The organism is Pediococcus acidilactici DSM 20284 (genome assembly GCF_000146325.1).
In the GTDB taxonomy this organism is placed as follows: domain Bacteria; phylum Bacillota; class Bacilli; order Lactobacillales; family Lactobacillaceae; genus Pediococcus; species Pediococcus acidilactici.
Genome location: NZ_GL397067.1, coordinates 542,393 through 558,512, shown reverse-complemented (window position 1 = coordinate 558,512; position 16,120 = coordinate 542,393). Strand labels below are relative to the sequence as shown.

Here is a 16,120-nt window from a genome sequence, read left to right as displayed (position 1 = left end):
AGCAAAAAATGAGAATTTTAGTTACCGGGGGCGCAGGCTTTATTGGCGCCAATTTCATGAATATGTGGGTGCCCCGCCGCCCCAAATTTGAATTTTTGAATTTAGATAAGCTAACTTACGCGGCTAATCTAGATAACCTTACCGTTTCTCAAGAAAGCAATTACCACTTTTGCCGGGGCGACATTGCCGACCGGTCGCAAGTTCGCCAAATCTTCCAGGATTTTCGTCCAGAAGTGGTAATTAATTTTGCCGCCGAGTCGCACGTGGACCAAAGTATTGCCGATCCAGCAAAGTTTATCACCACCAACGTTAATGGTACGTTTAACCTCATTGAAGAGTTTAAAGAATTGTGGGCAGAGGATTACACCCACAAACGGTTTCACCAAGTAAGTACGGACGAAGTTTATGGTTTCTTAGGGGCCACGGGGAGCTTTACTGAAGCGAGCCCTTATCAACCAAGTAGTCCGTATTCGGCTTCTAAGGCAAGTGCGGATCTGTTAGTTCAGTCCTACGGGAGAACTTTTGGGATGCCTATTTCAATTACGAACGCTAGTAATAATTTTGGACCTTACCAACATCCGGAAAAATTGATTCCAAAGGTTATTTTTAACGCACTCCGTGGGGAACCAATCCCCTTATATGGAACCGGGGAGAACGTGCGCGATTGGCTCTACGTCAGTGATCACTGTGAAGCAATTTGGCAGGTGGTTTTTCAAGCAAAACCGGGTGCACATTTTAACGTAGGTGCTGATCATCCGTTGAGCAACCAACAACTAGTGGGAGAATTGTTAGCTATTTTAGCTGAAATGACGGGCAAACCAGTCGAACAGTATACGCAGCTAGTACAGCACGTTAAGGATCGTCCCGGGCATGATTTTCGGTACGCAATTGACGCCAGCCTACTCGAACAACAATTAGGATGGCAGCCACAAACGGAGTTTCCCGCAGGATTACGAGCGACGGTTGATTTTTATTTACAGCAATATCAAAAAGGTAAGCTTTAAAACCATAATTAAAGGCAGGGGAACGGTCCCAAAATTGGATGGTTTGAGCATTAACTAAAAAGGCGACCATTATGCCTGGATTTGGCATAACGGTCGCCTTTTGGCTGAGCGGAAACATACTAACTTTTGGCGTACGTTTGCTTCTATTCGAGCAACGCACCAAAATGATTTCCCCCAAAATTTTATCTCTGAAAAGGATTTTTTTGTGTTTTCTCAGTCCTGGTTTTTAACTATGCTCGTTTAGCTTTAAGGAATTTTTCAATCCGCGCAATTGCGTTAGTTAGATCGTCCATACTTGCTGCATAGCTAAAGCGAACGTAGCCTTCACCACCAGGACCAAAGCTAGAACCCGGGATAACGGCGACTTTAGCTTCCTTAGCAAGTTGCATACTGAATTTGAAGTCATCTTGTTCTAAGTCACCCGGAATTTTAGCCATTAGGTAGAAGGTACCTTGCGGCTTGCTGCATTCAATCCCCAACTTAACGAGGGCATCATGCAAATAATCGCGCCGTTTTTTGTATTCTACGCGCATCGGTTCGCTATCGTTGAGCCCGTTTTGGAAAGCCTCCAAGGCCGCGTATTGGGCAACCGTCGTAATGCTGGTAACCGACAGCTCGTGAATTTTTTCAATTTGCTCAACTAATGGAGCTGGTCCGGCAATGATGCCTACTCGCCAGCCAGTCATTGCATGTGACTTAGAAAGGCCGTTGAGCACAATCGTTTGATCTGGTAATAGATGAGAAATCGAGTAGTGTTTTTGATCAAAAATCAAGTCGCTATAGATTTCATCACTAATTACGAAAATATCATACTTTCGCAGAATATCTGCTAAAGCGGCCAATTGTTCTTTAGTGTAAGTCATCCCCGTTGGATTAGAAGGGAAGTTGAGAATAATTGCCTTAGCACGCGGATGCGCTTGTAGAGTACTTTCCAATTGTTCAGGGCTAAGTAGGAAATTATTTTCAGCCGTATTCATGTAGACGATTGTTCCCTGGTTAGTTTTAACGATTGGGAAGTACAATGGAAAAATTGGCGTTGGTATTAAAACTTCGTCACCTTCGCTAACGATGGACGTTAGGGTGGCGTACATTCCACCGGTAACCCCAGCCGTAATAACGAGTTCATTTTCTGGGTCGTAATCTTGACCGTATTTTTGTTTTAAGTATTGGGCTGCCGCTTGACGAACTTTGGGGTCCCCAGCGGTGGCGGTGTAATGGCTCTTGTTATCCCGAATGGCTTGAACGCCAGCCTCTTTGACGTGTTCGGGGGTATTGAAGTCGGGTTCTCCAAGGGTTAGCTTAATTACTCCTGGAATTTTAGAAATTTCTTCATTGTATTTAAAAACTTGCGCCATTTGAGTATTCTTTACAGATGGTTTGATGCGTTCTAATAGTGCGTTAACTTTATCACTCATGTGCAGTCCTCCTCGTATTAAAATGGTTAATTTTTACTAGCCGGATTGTCGCTGACTTATTGTCCAATCCTCAGATCAACGTTAATCTTGAATAGGACGCCCCCCTTTGGTAGTTAGAGATGAAAAACGAATGGCCATACCAAAGCTCAAAATTAAAGGGCTGGACTTAGCTCATGGTTTCTCAATCTCCCTCTAATGATTTATGATAACACTAAATGGAATTAGCCGAATAGGTAATCAATAAAATTAAGTTACCAGAATGTGGGAAAGTTGAAAACGGTTAATGTGACATTTTTGAAACAAATTATTGAAAATCCCTAGTTTTTCTGCCATTTTGGGGCTATACTAGCAACTTGGAAGGCTTAAGCCTCCATATATTAACTCTGATATCCCATCCAATAACTGGACATTTACGGATGTCCAACCGGCCGCTATCCAACCGATAGTGGTTTTTTTATTATTGGCCATTGAAAACGGTTTCTAAGTAATGTATAATTTGCATTAAGCAATATATATATTACAAAAGGTGGTGGGTTATGAAAAATCAGCGTTTAAAAATTGCTCGTTTAGAAAAAGACCTTAGCCAAGCCGAACTGGCCAACTTGATTGGGGTAACTCGACAAACCATTGGCTTGATTGAAGCAGGTAACTATAACCCGACGCTCAAATTATGTGTAGCAATTTGTCAAGCTTTAGACAAGACATTGGATGATTTATTTTGGGAGGACCCATCATGAGAAAAAACGTTGTTGATGAACGAGTTAAACGAATCCGTAACCAAATTGCTTACGAAGCTTTAACAATCTTACTGACGCTATTGGCGATTGCAATTGCCTTACAAATGACAATTTTTAAGATGCCTTGGTCGGCTTACGTGGTAGAGGCCTTTGGATTAGTACTAGCAGGTGGTTACGTAGTAGTCCGGATGCTGTTTAACGGCATTAGAATTTTTGATGGGCGTTATGAAAAAATTTTCCTACTATTGTTTACGCTGGGATTGACTGGTTTAAATGCCTATCAGAACTACCACCGCTACCAGCATTTCTACCAGGGAAGTCGAATTGGTTACTTTATTGCGGCGACCGGAATCCTTTTTATTAGCAGTTTAATTTTGGGACTTTGGGTAATGGAGCTACTAAAGAAACTTGATTTATGGAATCAACGACGTATTGAACGACGTTTTGATAAAGATGAATAAGTTTTTAGATATCAAGCTGCTTTGATGATAGTTATGGTAACCCCAAGTGTTTATTTATGATGACTAATATAGTGTTATTAATTTGCTCGTGAAGGAAAATGTCAAGCAGCCGAACTGTTTTAGAAAAATTAGTAAATAAATAGAGTTAAAAAACTATATTTAGCGGGATTAAATCAATAAATTTATTAGAAATGGCGTATTTTACTTTTAGACTGGAATAGGATAGAATTAGTAATCATAATCAGCGGAAACTAGAAAATAAAAAAAGGGTGAGGTGGTCAACAATTTTAAAGAAAATCAAACAATTTTTACGGAGTAACCAGTTACAATATAGCAAGAAATATATTCGCCCAATGATGACACCTGAAAGCGTGTACGTTTTTAAATTTGGTAAGGAAGAACTTAATAATCGGGTAATTATTAAGTATACCCATACTTGGACAGGGCGGATTAAAATTAATGAAATTGATTTGCGGTTACATGGACAACAAAGTCCACGAATTTTTCACCGGGAAAATGAACTGCTTGCTTATTTGAAGAAACATTTGACGGAGCAAGACGGGGTCAAGGATATCAAACGCTAATCGAATTACAGTAAAACGAGAATTTTTTAAATAAACTATTGACGGGGTTATCGAATGTGCGTATGATTATCCCTTAAAGAAACCTTAATTTGGTCCCGTGAGGCCAAAAGGCTAATTGCTCGTTGAATACTCCGACTAATTCGGGGAAAACCATCAAAAAGCCTCTTGGATCACAGCTGGATCCAAGAGGCTTTTTGCATTAAGAAAGGGAGTAGTGCAAGTTATGTCAAAGCAAAAACAAGGACAGTACCGCAATCCGGAAGCAATTTTGGATATTAATGAATGCCCTACGTTTCCGCATTTAGTCGGACTATCGATTCAACATATGTTTGCAATGTTTGGTTCTACAGTTCTAGTACCGATTTTGGTAGGCTTAAATCCTGGAATCGCACTTTTTAGTTCTGGAGTAGGTACATTACTGTATATTCTGATTACCAAGGCTAAGATTCCTGCTTACATGGGTTCAAGTTTCACCTTCATTGTACCGATGATGGCGCTCATGAAAACTACGGGATATGAGGGGATTGCCCAAGGAACAATTTCTGTCGGAGTGGTGTATCTGATCGTGGCCTTGATCATCAGCCAGCTAGGTTCGGACTGGTTGGACCGAATTTTACCTCCGGTAGTGGTGGGACCAATCATCATGGTAATTGGATTATCTTTGGCGGGAACGGCCGCAAAAGATGCCACCATGCGTACGGTGGGTAGTCAAAGTGTTTATGACCTTAAGTATTTTGCAATTGCGTTAATTACCCTATTAATTACGATCGTTTTCAATATGTACTTAAAGGGATTCGTTAGTTTGATTCCCATTTTGCTAGGTTTGATTACCGGATACATCGTAGCGTTGTTTCTCGGGGTGGTTGATTTATCGGGAGTGACGCACGCACATTGGCTAATCGCTCCAAGTTTTGAAATTCCTTTTGTAAGCTATCATCTACACTTGAGCTGGGGAGCAATTCTGAGTATGATGCCACTAGCCTTCGTTACGATGACCGAACACACGGGGCACATCATGGTTTTAAATACCTTGACACACCGAAACTTCTTCAAGGAACCTGGACTGCACCGGACTCTGTCAGGGGACGGGGTTGCCTCCATCGTGGCAGGATTCATTGGCGGCCCTCCAGTAACCAGCTACGGAGAAAACATCGGGGTGTTAGCCGTTACCAAAGTACATAGCGTTTACGTGTTAATGGGCGCGGCAGTCAGTGCGATTATTTTCAGCTTTATTGGCAAGTTGAGCACTTTGATTGAAAGTATTCCGAGTCCAGTCATTGGCGGAATTAGTTTCCTATTATTTGGAACGATTGCGGCTAATGGATTACGGATTTTGATTGATGAACACGTTGATTTTAATCAGAAACGCAATTTAATGATTGCGGCTTCGATTTTAGTAATCGGGATTGGTAATGCCAGCTTGAACTTAGGGGATCTAAGTTTTTCGGGATTAGCAGTAGCAACGGTTCTCGGAATAATTTTAAATTTAGTACTTCCCCAAAAGGCGTTAAGTGAAAGATAAATATCAGCTTGAATAATTAAGTGGTTAGTCAGAAGGAATGCTTTTCAAGAATTGAAGTTCTTGGAAGGCATTTTTATTTACCGTCTATAAGAAAGATTTGCTAGCAGACAGTTTGTTCGGAGCTAACTTGAAAACGACGGTAGGACTCAAATTTTGTTTGACCGCCATCTTGATAGTGGTGTCACCAGCTCCCCGGGTTTAGTTTAAATTCCTCTTTTATAACTGCAGACTTTTTGATGGGTAAAATTAGCTTTACGTTTCGAAAATTTTAGTCAAATGCGGTATTATAGTATCTAACATGAGATAACATAGGAGCTGATCAGGTTTGAAATGGACCGAGGTAAACGTAAAAACTACTAACGAGGCCGTTGAAGCAGTAAGCAGTATTTTTGACGGGCTTGATGCTGTAGGAGTAAAAATTGAAGATGCCTTAGATTTTAAGAACTACCAGGCTTCTTATCCGAGTGAACTATATGAATTAAAAGACATTCCCCACATTACGGAAGGGGCAATTGTTTCGGCGTACTATCCGGAATCTACGGACGTTAGCAAGTTGGTTGGCCAGTTAAAAGCAAAGCTTAACGAATTACCCAGCTTTGGGTTGGACGTTGGCCCGGCTAGCGTAACCACCGTGGAGGTTCAAGACGATGATTGGGCTACCGCTTGGAAAAAATATTACCATCCGGTGCGGATTACCCGTTACCTAACGGTTAAACCGAGTTGGAGTGATTACCAAGCAAGTCAACCGGATGAAAAGGTGATTAGTTTGGATCCGGGACGGGCTTTTGGAACGGGAACCCATCCGACGACCCGGCTATGTTTACAAGCAATGGAAATGATCATGCGTGGAAACGAAACTGTTTACGATGTGGGAACTGGTTCCGGCGTGTTGAGCATTGCGGCTAAATTATTGGGCGCAGCTAAAGTGGAAGCTTTTGATGTCGATGATGATGCAATTGCCGCTGCTCAAGAAAATTTTGACTTGAATCCAATCGCTAAGTCAATTGCGGCGCGGCCTAACGACCTCCTCGAGGGAATTAAGCAACCCGTAGACCTCATCGTAGCAAATATTTTGTCTGACGTACTAGTGCCAATGATTCCTCAAGCCAAGTCGCTGTTGAATAAAAATGGCTGGTTAGTTATGTCGGGAATTATTGATGACAAGCTTCCATTGATTCAAAAGACGTTGGCGGCAAATGACTTTAAGGTTAACCAAGTTCTAACTTACGGGGAATGGCGCGGAGTAATTGCGTCACACCAACTTGAAGAGTAGGAGGCTGTTATGCAAAGGTATTTTATTAACGAAGCATTAGCACTCCAAGATGAATTCACACTTTCTAAGGCGGATTCGCACCATTTATTGAAGGTAATGCGAGCACAGATTGGTGAAAAAATCGAAGTAGTGGGTAGTGATCAAAGGGTTTGGCTAAGTCAGTTGCTTGATAATGCAGCGCCTGCGAGCTTAAAGGCGGTACAAGAGATCACTAAATCTGTGGAATTGCCGGTAGAAGTTACAATTGCCTGTGGTATTTCTAAAGGGGATAAAAACGAGCAAATTATTAAGCGGGGCACGGAAATGGGTGCAAGTCATTTTCAATTTTTCACAGCACGTTATTCAGTTGCCCGCTGGAATGAAAAGAAAATTGACCGCAAATTGCAACGCTTTGAGGAAATTGCTAAGGCTGCTGCCGAACAGTCCCACCGGCAAATGATTCCAACGGTGGAAATTATTTCCTTTGCGGACTTGGTTAACTCACCAGTGCAGCATCGGATGGTGGCTTATGAGGAATCTGCGAAAGAAGGGGAGTTTGCTAATTTTAAGCGGGTTTTATCAAATACGGCTAGCGGGGATGCGCTCCTAGCAGTATTTGGCCCAGAAGGCGGACTGGCTCCTGAAGAAATCAAGTCGTTTAACGACGCCAATTTTACACTTGCCGGCCTCGGACCCCGGATTTTACGGGCCGAGAGCGCACCAATGTATGTGTTATCGGCAATTTCATATCAATTTGAACTGCAATAGTGAGGGGAAGAATTATGAAGAAAATCGCTAATTTGGAGATTTCAGCCCACTGGCGTTACGTTTTATTTGCGTTTTTAATTGGAATTGTTTTGCCAATTGTGCTGAAATTATGTCATACTCCATCGGTAATGATTGTTTTGTGGCTGTTAATCGTGTTTAACTCTTTAGCAAGCTACACGTTTGGTAACCTGATTAAGTCGAATGGTTTGCACTTTATGTTTTTATTTTTATTTCCGGTATTATACTTAATCGGGGCAATAATAATCTTGCCGCATTACGCAAATTACTTTGCTATCGTATATTTCTGTATTGAAATATTATCCTATAACTTATCGAATAGCTAAACATTGCAATTTGTTTATAATAAACGTATACTTTATTCAATAAGACCGAAGCACGTTGTCACTCGATACCGTGCTTTTATTGTATTTTGAGGTTGGTGGTGATGTTAATGTCCAAAGAACCAGTATTATCGGCCAATGACGTAATGAACATGTGCCGAGAATATATGAATGAAGAGCACACGGCGTTTGTGCAAAAGGCCTGTGACTTTGCTTCCTATGTTCATAAGGAGCAGTATCGGCAATCGGGAGAACCGTATATTATGCACCCGATTCAAGTTGCCGGAATTTTAGCCAATTTAAAGATGGATCCGGAGACGGTTGCGTCTGGTTTTTTACACGATACAGTAGAAGATACGTTGATTACACTGGGTGACGTTGAGGAACTATTTGGTCACGACGTGGCGGTCATTGTTGACGGCGTTTCTAAAATCAGCAAGATTAAGTATAAGTCCAACCAAGAACAGCTTGCTGAAAATCACCGGAAGCTTCTTTTAGCGATGTCACAAGATATTCGGGTAATCATTGTTAAATTGGCTGATCGCTTGCATAATATGCGGACGTTGCGCCATTTGCGTCCGGATAAGCAACGGCGGATTTCAAACGAAACGTTGGAAATATACGCGCCACTAGCCGAACGGTTAGGAATTAGCACCATCAAATGGGAGCTAGAAGACATTGCCTTACGTTATTTGAATCCCCAGCAATATTATCGGATTGTCCACTTAATGAATTCGCGGCGGGCTCAACGAGAAGAATATATTAATTCGGCAATTGGTGAGTTAGAAGACGCGATTGCTGACCTCCACTTGAAACACGTGGATATCTATGGTCGGCCGAAACACATCTATTCAATTTATCGGAAAATGGTTGACCAACATAAACAGTTTAGCCAGATTTATGATCTGTTGGCGGTGCGGGTAATCACGGATACGGTGCGGGACTGTTATGCAGTTTTAGGCGCAATCCATGCTAAATGGAAACCAATTCCAGGGCGTTTTAAAGATTACATTGCCATGCCTAAGGCCAACATGTACCAATCGTTGCATACGACCGTGGTAGGACCTGAAGGGCGCCCGCTGGAGTTCCAAATCCGGACGGAAGCCATGCATCGGGTGGCCGAATACGGTGTTGCTGCACACTGGGCGTATAAGGAAGGCATCACGGACGAAGTCAACCAAAATGCTACCGACGCTAAGTTAAATTGGTTTAAGGAAATTGTTGAATTACAGGACGAAAGCAATGACGCAGCGGACTTCATGGAAGGTGTTAAGGGTGACTTATTTGGTGACCGCGTTTACGTATTTACTCCCAAAGGCGACGTTTTTGAACTGCCTAAGGGAGCGGGTCCGCTTGATTTAGCCTACACCATCCATACCGAAGTCGGTAATCATGCCACCGGTGCGAAAGTTAATGGTAAAATTGTTCCGCTAGACTACACGATTAAAAACGGGGACATCGTTGAAATTTTAACTTCAAAAAATTCAGCAGGTCCAAGTCGGGACTGGTTGACAATGGTTTCAACCCGGCGGAGTCGTAACAAAATCAAACAATTCTTCCGCCAGGCTAATCATGAAGAAAATGTTGAAAAGGGTCGTGAAATTTTAACTAAGCAGTTAGAACAAACTGGTTACGATCCTAGCGAACTTTTGGAAGATGAAAATCTCGCTCAGGTTGCTAAACAATTGAATTTCAACCAAGTGGATGACTTGTTGGCTGCCGTCGGGTTCGGTGATTTGGCCCCCGTGGGGATTGCTAACCGACTAACTAAAGACATTCGTGAACAGGCTGAAGCTGACCACCAAAAAGAAATTCAACGGCAAATGCTTGAAAATCATCAGGCAATTTCCACTGACGACCATCGTCCGAAGAGTAAAACCAAGGCATCTTCGGAAGGGGTAGTTATTGAGGGCGCGGATAATCTACTGGTGCGCTTGAGTCATTGTTGTACGCCAGTTCCTGGTGACCCAATTGTTGGGTACATTACTAAAGGGCGGGGCGTTTCGGTTCACCGAAAAGATTGTCCGAACGTTAAGAGTGCCGAAGAACAGGGTGAACGAATTATCGAAGTTAGTTGGGAAGATCCCGACGATACTTCGGGAAACTATTCCGCTGATTTGGAAGTACAAGGATACAACCGGAACGGTTTATTAAATGACGTACTGAAATCGGTCAACAACGCGACGCGTAATCTATCGTCAATTAACGGAAAGATTAACCATAACCGAATCGTGGTAATTAGCCTATCGATGGGAGTGCATAATCTGGCCCATCTAGAACGGGTGATGGAAAGTTTGAAAAACGTTAAGGACGTTTACGTAGTTAAACGCCCGACCCATTAGGAGTGAAAAATGAGAGTAGTAGTTCAAAGAGTGAGCCGGGCTCAGGTAACGATTGCCGAGCGCTCGGTAGGAAAAATTAATCGAGGTTTAATGCTGTTGGTGGCTTTTAACGATCAGGACACCGCCGCTGACCTTGATTATGCCGTGCGTAAAATTACTAACTTGCGGATTTTTGAAAATGAGGAAGGAAAGATGGACTGGTCGATCAACGAAGTTGGGGGAGCCATTCTGTCAGTTTCCCAGTTCACCTTATTTGCATCGACGAAGAAGGGTAACCGTCCTAGTTTTACCAAGTCTGGAAATCCTGAAACCGCTAGTCAGCTTTATGATGAATTTAACCAACGCCTCGCCCAAACTGGAATTCCGGTACAAACTGGAGAATTTGGCGCGGATATGCAAGTTGAGTTGGTTAATGATGGTCCGGTGACCATTCTTTTAGATACGCAAAATAAAGAATAATAAAGTAAAAGAGGCTGTGAAAATGGGGTGCACTGACAAGTAAACCCGATTTTTGCAACCTCTTTTTAAGTGTAATAAAGGAGTAATAAAATGGATATTTTTTACGATTTTGACGGGACCTTATTTAATACCTATCCGGTAATGGTGGCCGCGTTTGTGGATGCTGCTCAGCAAGCAGGAGTAACGGTAAATCCTCAACTAGTCTACGAACAAATGCGACAACATTCTTTAGGATTTGCGATTAAAACGACGGCCAAAGCTAACGGTCTTGACGCTAACCAATTTAAACGGGTGTTTCGTGAAATCGAAACACCACGATTAATTGAAGCCCAGCCATTTTTCGACGTCAAAGAATTGTTGGCTCAGATCACTGCCCAAGGCGGACACAATTTCTTATTGACCCACCGTAACCAAGCTGCAATTGATTTACTACAAAAATACGGGTTGCGGGATTACTTTACCGACTTTGTGACGGGAGATCAAGATTTTCCGCGGAAGCCCAATCCGGCCTCTTTAAATTATTTAATCACCAAACATCACGTTAATCAAAAAGCAGCGTACATGATTGGCGATCGAAATTTAGATATCGATGCCGCACATCACGCTGCTATTAAAGGAATTTTATTTGATCCAGACCAACTGATTGATGTAACTAGTGCCCCAGAATTTACGACCACTAATTTTGCTGCCATTAGGGACTACTTAGCTAAGTAGTTTTCTAGCCCTTTGCGGACGGCAGTAGCAACCTTTTGAGGGTAGCTGGCACTTGAAATCAGTTTAAAGTCGTCCCTAGTGTTGATGTAGCCCCCCTCAATCAAAATGGCTGGACGGCGGTTATCCCGCAATACTTGGTAATTAGCAAATTTAACTCCGCGATTGTATAAAGGAACTGATTTAATCAACTGGTGGTTAACCGCTTCGGCTAATTGAATTGAACCATTATCATGATAATAATAGGTTGTGTCACCAGTTCCCGAATTGTTTACGTCAGCCGAATCGTAATGAATGCTAATAAATGCATCCGCCTTAACTTGGTTGGCAATTTGGGGACGTTTAGCTAGTTCCACGAAGGCATCGTCATCGCGAGTCATAATAACCTTTGCTCCAGCATTTTTTAAGGTTTGTTGGATGGTTTGCGAGGTCCGCAACGTATATTTTTTTTCTTGATGCTTTTGATTAATGGCTAACGCTCCCGAGTCAACTCCGCCATGTCCAGGGTCCAGGACAATTTTGGATTCGGCTAACGGAGTTTCTTTTTGCCCCTTTTTAAAGGTTCGGTTAGTAATCCAGGAAGGGATCCAACCGGTTTTCGTATCATCAAAACGAATCCGGTACCAGTCGTTGCTTTTGGAAACTACGGTCACCTTTTGGTATTGATCTAAGGAACCGACTTTTTTAGCCGTGCGATTAGGCGAGTTCCGAATGGCCACTTGATCGAGTCCTACGTACACGCTCTCGGCGCTGAATAGGGGGACAATCACTAAAATTGCGGCAATGAGGAAGCCAGCCGATATAATGATTTGCAAGGTATTTCTTTTAATGAAGTTAAAAATAATCTCTTTGTTCATATTCCGCTCACTTAACATTTATTGATTCACTCTGTCCATTATATCAAAGATATGACGGAGGTTTATGAAAGAATCTAGCTTGACTAACTAGCATTTTTTTAGTACTTTTAATAATAAAGTTAATATAAATCGGTGAAAAGGACTATTAAATATTGATTACATGTTGTAGAGAGCTCGGGGGATGGAAAAGAGTACATGGATCGTATTGAAGACACCTTGGAGATGGGTTAGCAGCCGTTATGATGCTATAGAGTACAATCTAAGGTGGTACCGCGTTTAAACGCCCTTGTTTATACAAGGGCGTTTTTTATTTTCTGTTGGTCCCTTAAGACTCTAAGCATTTTTCATAATAGTATTTTAAATTCGCCCAAATTCCTTATTTACTGACTTAAAAACTAGTTGAGGTGATTTATATGAAGTATCAAAAGCCTAAGGGAACGGCGGATATTTTGCCGCCATACTCTAAAGAATGGCAATTTGTAGAACAAAAAGCGCGGGAAACTTTTGCGCTTTATAATTATGAAGAAATACGGACACCGATGTTTGAAAAATTCGAAGTCTTTTCGCGGAGTGCGGGAGATACTTCGGATATTGTCACTAAAGAAATGTATGACTTTGATGACAAGGGCGGCCGGCACATTGCTTTGCGTCCCGAAGGTACCGCTGGGGTAGTCCGGGCTTTCGTGGAAAACAAGTTGTATGGTCCTGAACACCAAAAACCAGTGAAGGTTTACTACATGGGGCCAATGTTCCGTTATGAACGTCCCCAATCCGGACGGTTACGTGAATTCCACCAAATCGGGGTCGAAGCCTTTGGAAGTGACAGTCCTAAAATTGACGTAGACACCATTACCATGGCAATGGACTTCCTTAGCCAATTAAAGGTTGCAGGACTGAAATTGGTAATTAACACCCTTGGTGACCAAGCAAGTCGGCAGCAATATCGGCAAGCCTTAATTGATTATTTGGAACCGTACTACGATGAACTTAGCGATGATTCAAAAGAACGGCTACATAAGAATCCGCTACGGGTTTTAGATAGTAAGGATGCCACCGATCAGGAAATCGTTAAGGATGCGCCAAGTATTTTAGATTACCTAACCGAAGATGCTCAAAAGCACTTTGCCCAAGTGAAGGAACAACTTGATGCTTTGGAAATTCCTTACGTAGTGGATTCGTCAATGGTGCGTGGCTTGGATTACTATAACCACACCATCTTTGAAATTATGGTTGCTGATTCTGCCCTTGGAAAAGGCGACGTTACCATCTGCGCGGGTGGTCGTTACAACGGATTAGTACAGGAATTAGGCGGCCCCGAAGTTTCTGGAGTTGGCTTTGGCTTAGGTGTAGAGCGGCTCTTGTTACTATTAAACGAACAAACTCAAGCAGCCTTACAAGCTAGCCGGCTAGATTTCTACGTGGTTGGCATTGGGGAAGCTGTACAAACTGAGACCCTTAAGATCGTTCATGAATTACGTAAAATGAACTTTGTTACCGAACAAGATTACTTGGAACGAAAACCAAAGGCGCAATTTAAATCAGCCGATAAACTTAATGCCCGTTACGTAATTACGGTGGGCGAAGCTGAAATGCAAGCGCACGTCTTCAAGTTAAAAGAAATGGCTACGGGGACGGAAAAGACCTTATCACTGGATGAACTAAAAGATATAAAAAATGATTTAAAGTAACGTGAGGAGAAAAAGATGAAGAGAACAACGTATGCGGGACTAGTTGATCAACAATACCTTGATCAAACCGTTACCCTGAAGGGATGGGTACAAAAGAGACGTAACTTAGGACAATTAATCTTTATTGATTTGCGAGATCGGGAAGGAATTGTTCAATTAGTTTTTAGTAACGAATTTTCAGCGGATGCATTGGCCGTTGCTGACCAATTGCGTAGTGAATACGTAATTGAAGTTACCGGGGTGGTTAAACAACGCAAGCCCAAGGACGTTAACCCGAAGATGAAGACGGGGGAAATTGAAGTTGAAGTTCACGAAGCCAAAATCTTGAACAAAGCTAAAACTCCACCGTTTGATATTGAAGACGGGGTGAACGCATCTGACGAATTGAAGATGAAGTACCGTTATCTAGATTTACGCCGTCCAGAAATGTTGAAGGGCCTCAAAATTCGGAATCGGATCACTCAAGCGGTACACAGCTACCTAGATGAACAAGGTTTCCTAGATATTGAAACGCCTGACTTAACTAAGTCGACTCCAGAAGGGGCCCGTGATTATCTAGTGCCATCACGGGTTTACCCAGGACACTTTTATGCATTGCCACAGTCACCACAACTTTTCAAACAATTATTGATGGGAGCAGGAATTGACCGTTACTACCAGTTGGCACGTTGTTTCCGTGATGAAGATTTACGTGGGGATCGTCAACCTGAATTTACTCAAATCGACTTAGAAACTAGTTTCTTGACCGCGGAAGAAATTCAAGACATTACCGAAGGATTAATTGCCCGGGTAATGAAAGACACCTTGGATATTGACGTTAAATTGCCATTTGATCGAATTTCATGGCAAGAATCGATGGATCGCTTCGGTACTGACCAACCCGACGTACGGTTTGGAATGGAATTAAAGGACATCAGTGAAATTGTTGCTGATTCTGAATTTAAAGTGTTTAGCGGAGCAGTTGCAAACGGCGGAGTGGTAAAGGCAATCGCCGTTCCTGATGGGGCTGCTAAACTTTCCCGAAAGGAAATCGACAAGCTTGCTAAGTATGTAGAACGCTTCGGGGCCAAAGGCTTGGCTTGGTTGAAGATTACTGACCAAGGCTTTAGCGGACCAGTAGCGAAGTTCTTTGATGAAGCTACCGAAAAACAAATCATGGCTAAGACAGACGCTAAAGTGGGCGACTTATTGTTGTTTGCGGCGGACCGCAAGAAAGTTGTCGCGGATACTTTGGGTTATTTGCGGGTAGAACTTGCTAAACGCTTCGACCTCATCGATGAAGACCAATTCGCCTTCCTGTGGGTTGTAGATTGGCCACTGTTTGAATATGATGAAGGTGACGAACGTTGGGTTGCGGCGCACCACCCGTTCACCATGCCTAATGAAGAAGATTTACATTACCTAGATGAGGGCGAAGATCCGCATAAAGCACATGCACAAAGCTACGACATCATCTTAAATGGTTTGGAACTAGGGGGCGGCTCCATCCGGATTAACACCCGGGAAGTTCAAGAAAAAATGTTGAAGGCCCTTGGATTTACGCTAGAAAAAGCTAACGACCAGTTCGGCTATTTGCTAACGGCGCTAGACTACGGTTTCCCACCACACGGCGGACTCGCTATTGGATTAGACCGGTTTGCTCGCTTGCTAGCTAAACGGGATAACATTCGTGACGTGATCGCCTTTCCAAAGAACTCCAAGGCTTCAGAGCCAATGACCGAAGCCCCAACTCCGGTATCGGAAGAACAGTTGGCTGAACTATCTTTGGACGTTGATATTCGTAAACCTGAAAAATAACTTTAAAAAGGTCGGGAAGACTTTTGTTGGAATGAAAATATCTAACTAGGTTAGACAATTTACTTAGTTGCTAGGATGTTTTCATAATTGCAAAGGTTTTTCCGCCTTTTTTATTTTTAAATCGGACTAATAAAATCATTAATGAGTCGGTATTTAATGATAAAGGGGAAGTTATTTTAAAA

General features: G+C 42.5%; 15 protein-coding genes. 13 read left to right on the top strand and 2 right to left on the bottom strand.

Annotated features, from left to right (window positions below; translation table 11 throughout):
* The first annotated feature begins 8 nt into the window (after positions 1-8).
* Entirely contained in the window at positions 9-1,004 is a 996-nt protein-coding gene (gene rfbB, locus HMPREF0623_RS02770) for a dTDP-glucose 4,6-dehydratase (RefSeq protein WP_004165952.1), read from the top strand.
* 230 nt (positions 1,005-1,234) lie between these two features.
* On the opposite strand, the gene HMPREF0623_RS02765 is transcribed toward rfbB, so the two are convergent.
* Entirely contained in the window at positions 1,235-2,419 is a 1,185-nt protein-coding gene (locus HMPREF0623_RS02765) for an aminotransferase class I/II-fold pyridoxal phosphate-dependent enzyme (protein ID WP_002831920.1), read from the bottom strand.
* 536 nt (positions 2,420-2,955) lie between these two features.
* On the opposite strand from HMPREF0623_RS02765, the gene HMPREF0623_RS02760 reads away from it, so the two are divergent.
* The 10 genes from HMPREF0623_RS02760 (at position 2,956) to HMPREF0623_RS02715 (ending at position 11,599) form a co-directional block, all read left to right on the top strand.
* Positions 2,956-3,156: a helix-turn-helix transcriptional regulator gene (locus HMPREF0623_RS02760; protein WP_002830367.1), complete on the top strand. Its 201-nt coding sequence runs from the start codon at positions 2,956-2,958 to the stop codon at positions 3,154-3,156.
* On the top strand, positions 3,153-3,617 hold the full coding sequence (locus HMPREF0623_RS02755; protein WP_002831917.1) for a DUF6773 family protein: 465 nt from the start codon (positions 3,153-3,155) through the stop codon (positions 3,615-3,617). The genes HMPREF0623_RS02760 and HMPREF0623_RS02755 overlap by 4 nt, the downstream gene beginning before the upstream one ends.
* 284 nt (positions 3,618-3,901) lie before the next feature.
* Positions 3,902-4,201 carry a hypothetical protein gene (locus tag HMPREF0623_RS02750; RefSeq protein WP_171030834.1) on the top strand — a complete coding sequence of 100 codons (300 nt, stop codon included), beginning with the start codon at positions 3,902-3,904 and terminating at the stop codon, positions 4,199-4,201.
* A 223-nt stretch (positions 4,202-4,424) separates the two neighbouring features.
* Entirely contained in the window at positions 4,425-5,723 is a 1,299-nt protein-coding gene (locus tag HMPREF0623_RS02745) for a uracil-xanthine permease family protein (protein ID WP_002831914.1), read from the top strand.
* Between the two features lie 325 nt (positions 5,724-6,048).
* On the top strand, positions 6,049-6,996 hold the full coding sequence (gene prmA / locus HMPREF0623_RS02740; protein ID WP_004165951.1) for a 50S ribosomal protein L11 methyltransferase: 948 nt from the start codon (positions 6,049-6,051) through the stop codon (positions 6,994-6,996).
* Between the two features lie 9 nt (positions 6,997-7,005).
* Complete coding sequence (locus HMPREF0623_RS02735; protein ID WP_002831910.1) at positions 7,006-7,743, top strand: 16S rRNA (uracil(1498)-N(3))-methyltransferase; 738 nt, start codon at positions 7,006-7,008, stop codon at positions 7,741-7,743.
* Between the two features lie 14 nt (positions 7,744-7,757).
* On the top strand, positions 7,758-8,087 hold the full coding sequence (locus HMPREF0623_RS02730; protein ID WP_002830362.1) for a hypothetical protein: 330 nt from the start codon (positions 7,758-7,760) through the stop codon (positions 8,085-8,087).
* 107 nt (positions 8,088-8,194) lie between these two features.
* Complete coding sequence (locus tag HMPREF0623_RS02725; protein WP_002830361.1) at positions 8,195-10,426, top strand: RelA/SpoT family protein; 2,232 nt, start codon at positions 8,195-8,197, stop codon at positions 10,424-10,426.
* Positions 10,427-10,435: 9 nt separating this feature from the next.
* A complete protein-coding gene (gene dtd / locus HMPREF0623_RS02720) occupies positions 10,436-10,885 on the top strand; it encodes a D-aminoacyl-tRNA deacylase (protein ID WP_002830354.1) in 450 nt (149 codons plus the stop codon).
* A gap of 90 nt (positions 10,886-10,975) precedes the next feature.
* The gene (locus HMPREF0623_RS02715) at positions 10,976-11,599 is read left to right on the top strand and encodes an HAD-IA family hydrolase (protein ID WP_002830353.1); all 624 of its coding nucleotides are present in this window, start codon (positions 10,976-10,978) and stop codon (positions 11,597-11,599) included.
* Here the strand turns inward: HMPREF0623_RS02715 and HMPREF0623_RS02710 are convergent.
* Positions 11,584-12,453 (bottom strand): N-acetylmuramoyl-L-alanine amidase, encoded by an 870-nt coding sequence (locus tag HMPREF0623_RS02710; protein WP_002830352.1) that lies wholly within the window; start codon positions 12,451-12,453, stop codon positions 11,584-11,586. The genes HMPREF0623_RS02715 and HMPREF0623_RS02710 overlap by 16 nt on opposite strands.
* Before the next feature lie 413 nt (positions 12,454-12,866).
* On the opposite strand from HMPREF0623_RS02710, the gene hisS reads away from it, so the two are divergent.
* Both hisS and aspS read left to right on the top strand, forming a co-directional pair.
* Complete coding sequence (gene hisS, locus HMPREF0623_RS02705; RefSeq protein WP_004165948.1) at positions 12,867-14,141, top strand: histidine--tRNA ligase; 1,275 nt, start codon at positions 12,867-12,869, stop codon at positions 14,139-14,141.
* Between the two features lie 15 nt (positions 14,142-14,156).
* Positions 14,157-15,938 carry an aspartate--tRNA ligase gene (gene aspS / locus HMPREF0623_RS02700; RefSeq protein ID WP_002830349.1) on the top strand — a complete coding sequence of 594 codons (1,782 nt, stop codon included), beginning with the start codon at positions 14,157-14,159 and terminating at the stop codon, positions 15,936-15,938.
* The last annotated feature ends 182 nt before the right edge of the window (positions 15,939-16,120 follow it).

Bases quoted from the DNA above. Each gene is read 5' to 3' on its own strand.
- rfbB (WP_004165952.1), top strand. From the start codon at position 9: ATGAGAATTTTAGTTACCGGGGGCGCAGGCTTTATTGGCGCCAATTTC.
- HMPREF0623_RS02765 (WP_002831920.1), bottom strand. From the start codon at position 2,419: ATGAGTGATAAAGTTAACGCACTATTAGAACGCATCAAACCATCTGTA.
- HMPREF0623_RS02760 (WP_002830367.1), top strand. From the start codon at position 2,956: ATGAAAAATCAGCGTTTAAAAATTGCTCGTTTAGAAAAAGACCTTAGC.
- HMPREF0623_RS02755 (WP_002831917.1), top strand. From the start codon at position 3,153: ATGAGAAAAAACGTTGTTGATGAACGAGTTAAACGAATCCGTAACCAA.
- HMPREF0623_RS02745 (WP_002831914.1), top strand. From the start codon at position 4,425: ATGTCAAAGCAAAAACAAGGACAGTACCGCAATCCGGAAGCAATTTTG.
- HMPREF0623_RS02735 (WP_002831910.1), top strand. From the start codon at position 7,006: ATGCAAAGGTATTTTATTAACGAAGCATTAGCACTCCAAGATGAATTC.
- HMPREF0623_RS02730 (WP_002830362.1), top strand. From the start codon at position 7,758: ATGAAGAAAATCGCTAATTTGGAGATTTCAGCCCACTGGCGTTACGTT.
- HMPREF0623_RS02725 (WP_002830361.1), top strand. From the start codon at position 8,195: ATGTCCAAAGAACCAGTATTATCGGCCAATGACGTAATGAACATGTGC.
- dtd (WP_002830354.1), top strand. From the start codon at position 10,436: ATGAGAGTAGTAGTTCAAAGAGTGAGCCGGGCTCAGGTAACGATTGCC.
- HMPREF0623_RS02715 (WP_002830353.1), top strand. From the start codon at position 10,976: ATGGATATTTTTTACGATTTTGACGGGACCTTATTTAATACCTATCCG.
- HMPREF0623_RS02710 (WP_002830352.1), bottom strand. From the start codon at position 12,453: ATGAACAAAGAGATTATTTTTAACTTCATTAAAAGAAATACCTTGCAA.
- hisS (WP_004165948.1), top strand. From the start codon at position 12,867: ATGAAGTATCAAAAGCCTAAGGGAACGGCGGATATTTTGCCGCCATAC.
- aspS (WP_002830349.1), top strand. From the start codon at position 14,157: ATGAAGAGAACAACGTATGCGGGACTAGTTGATCAACAATACCTTGAT.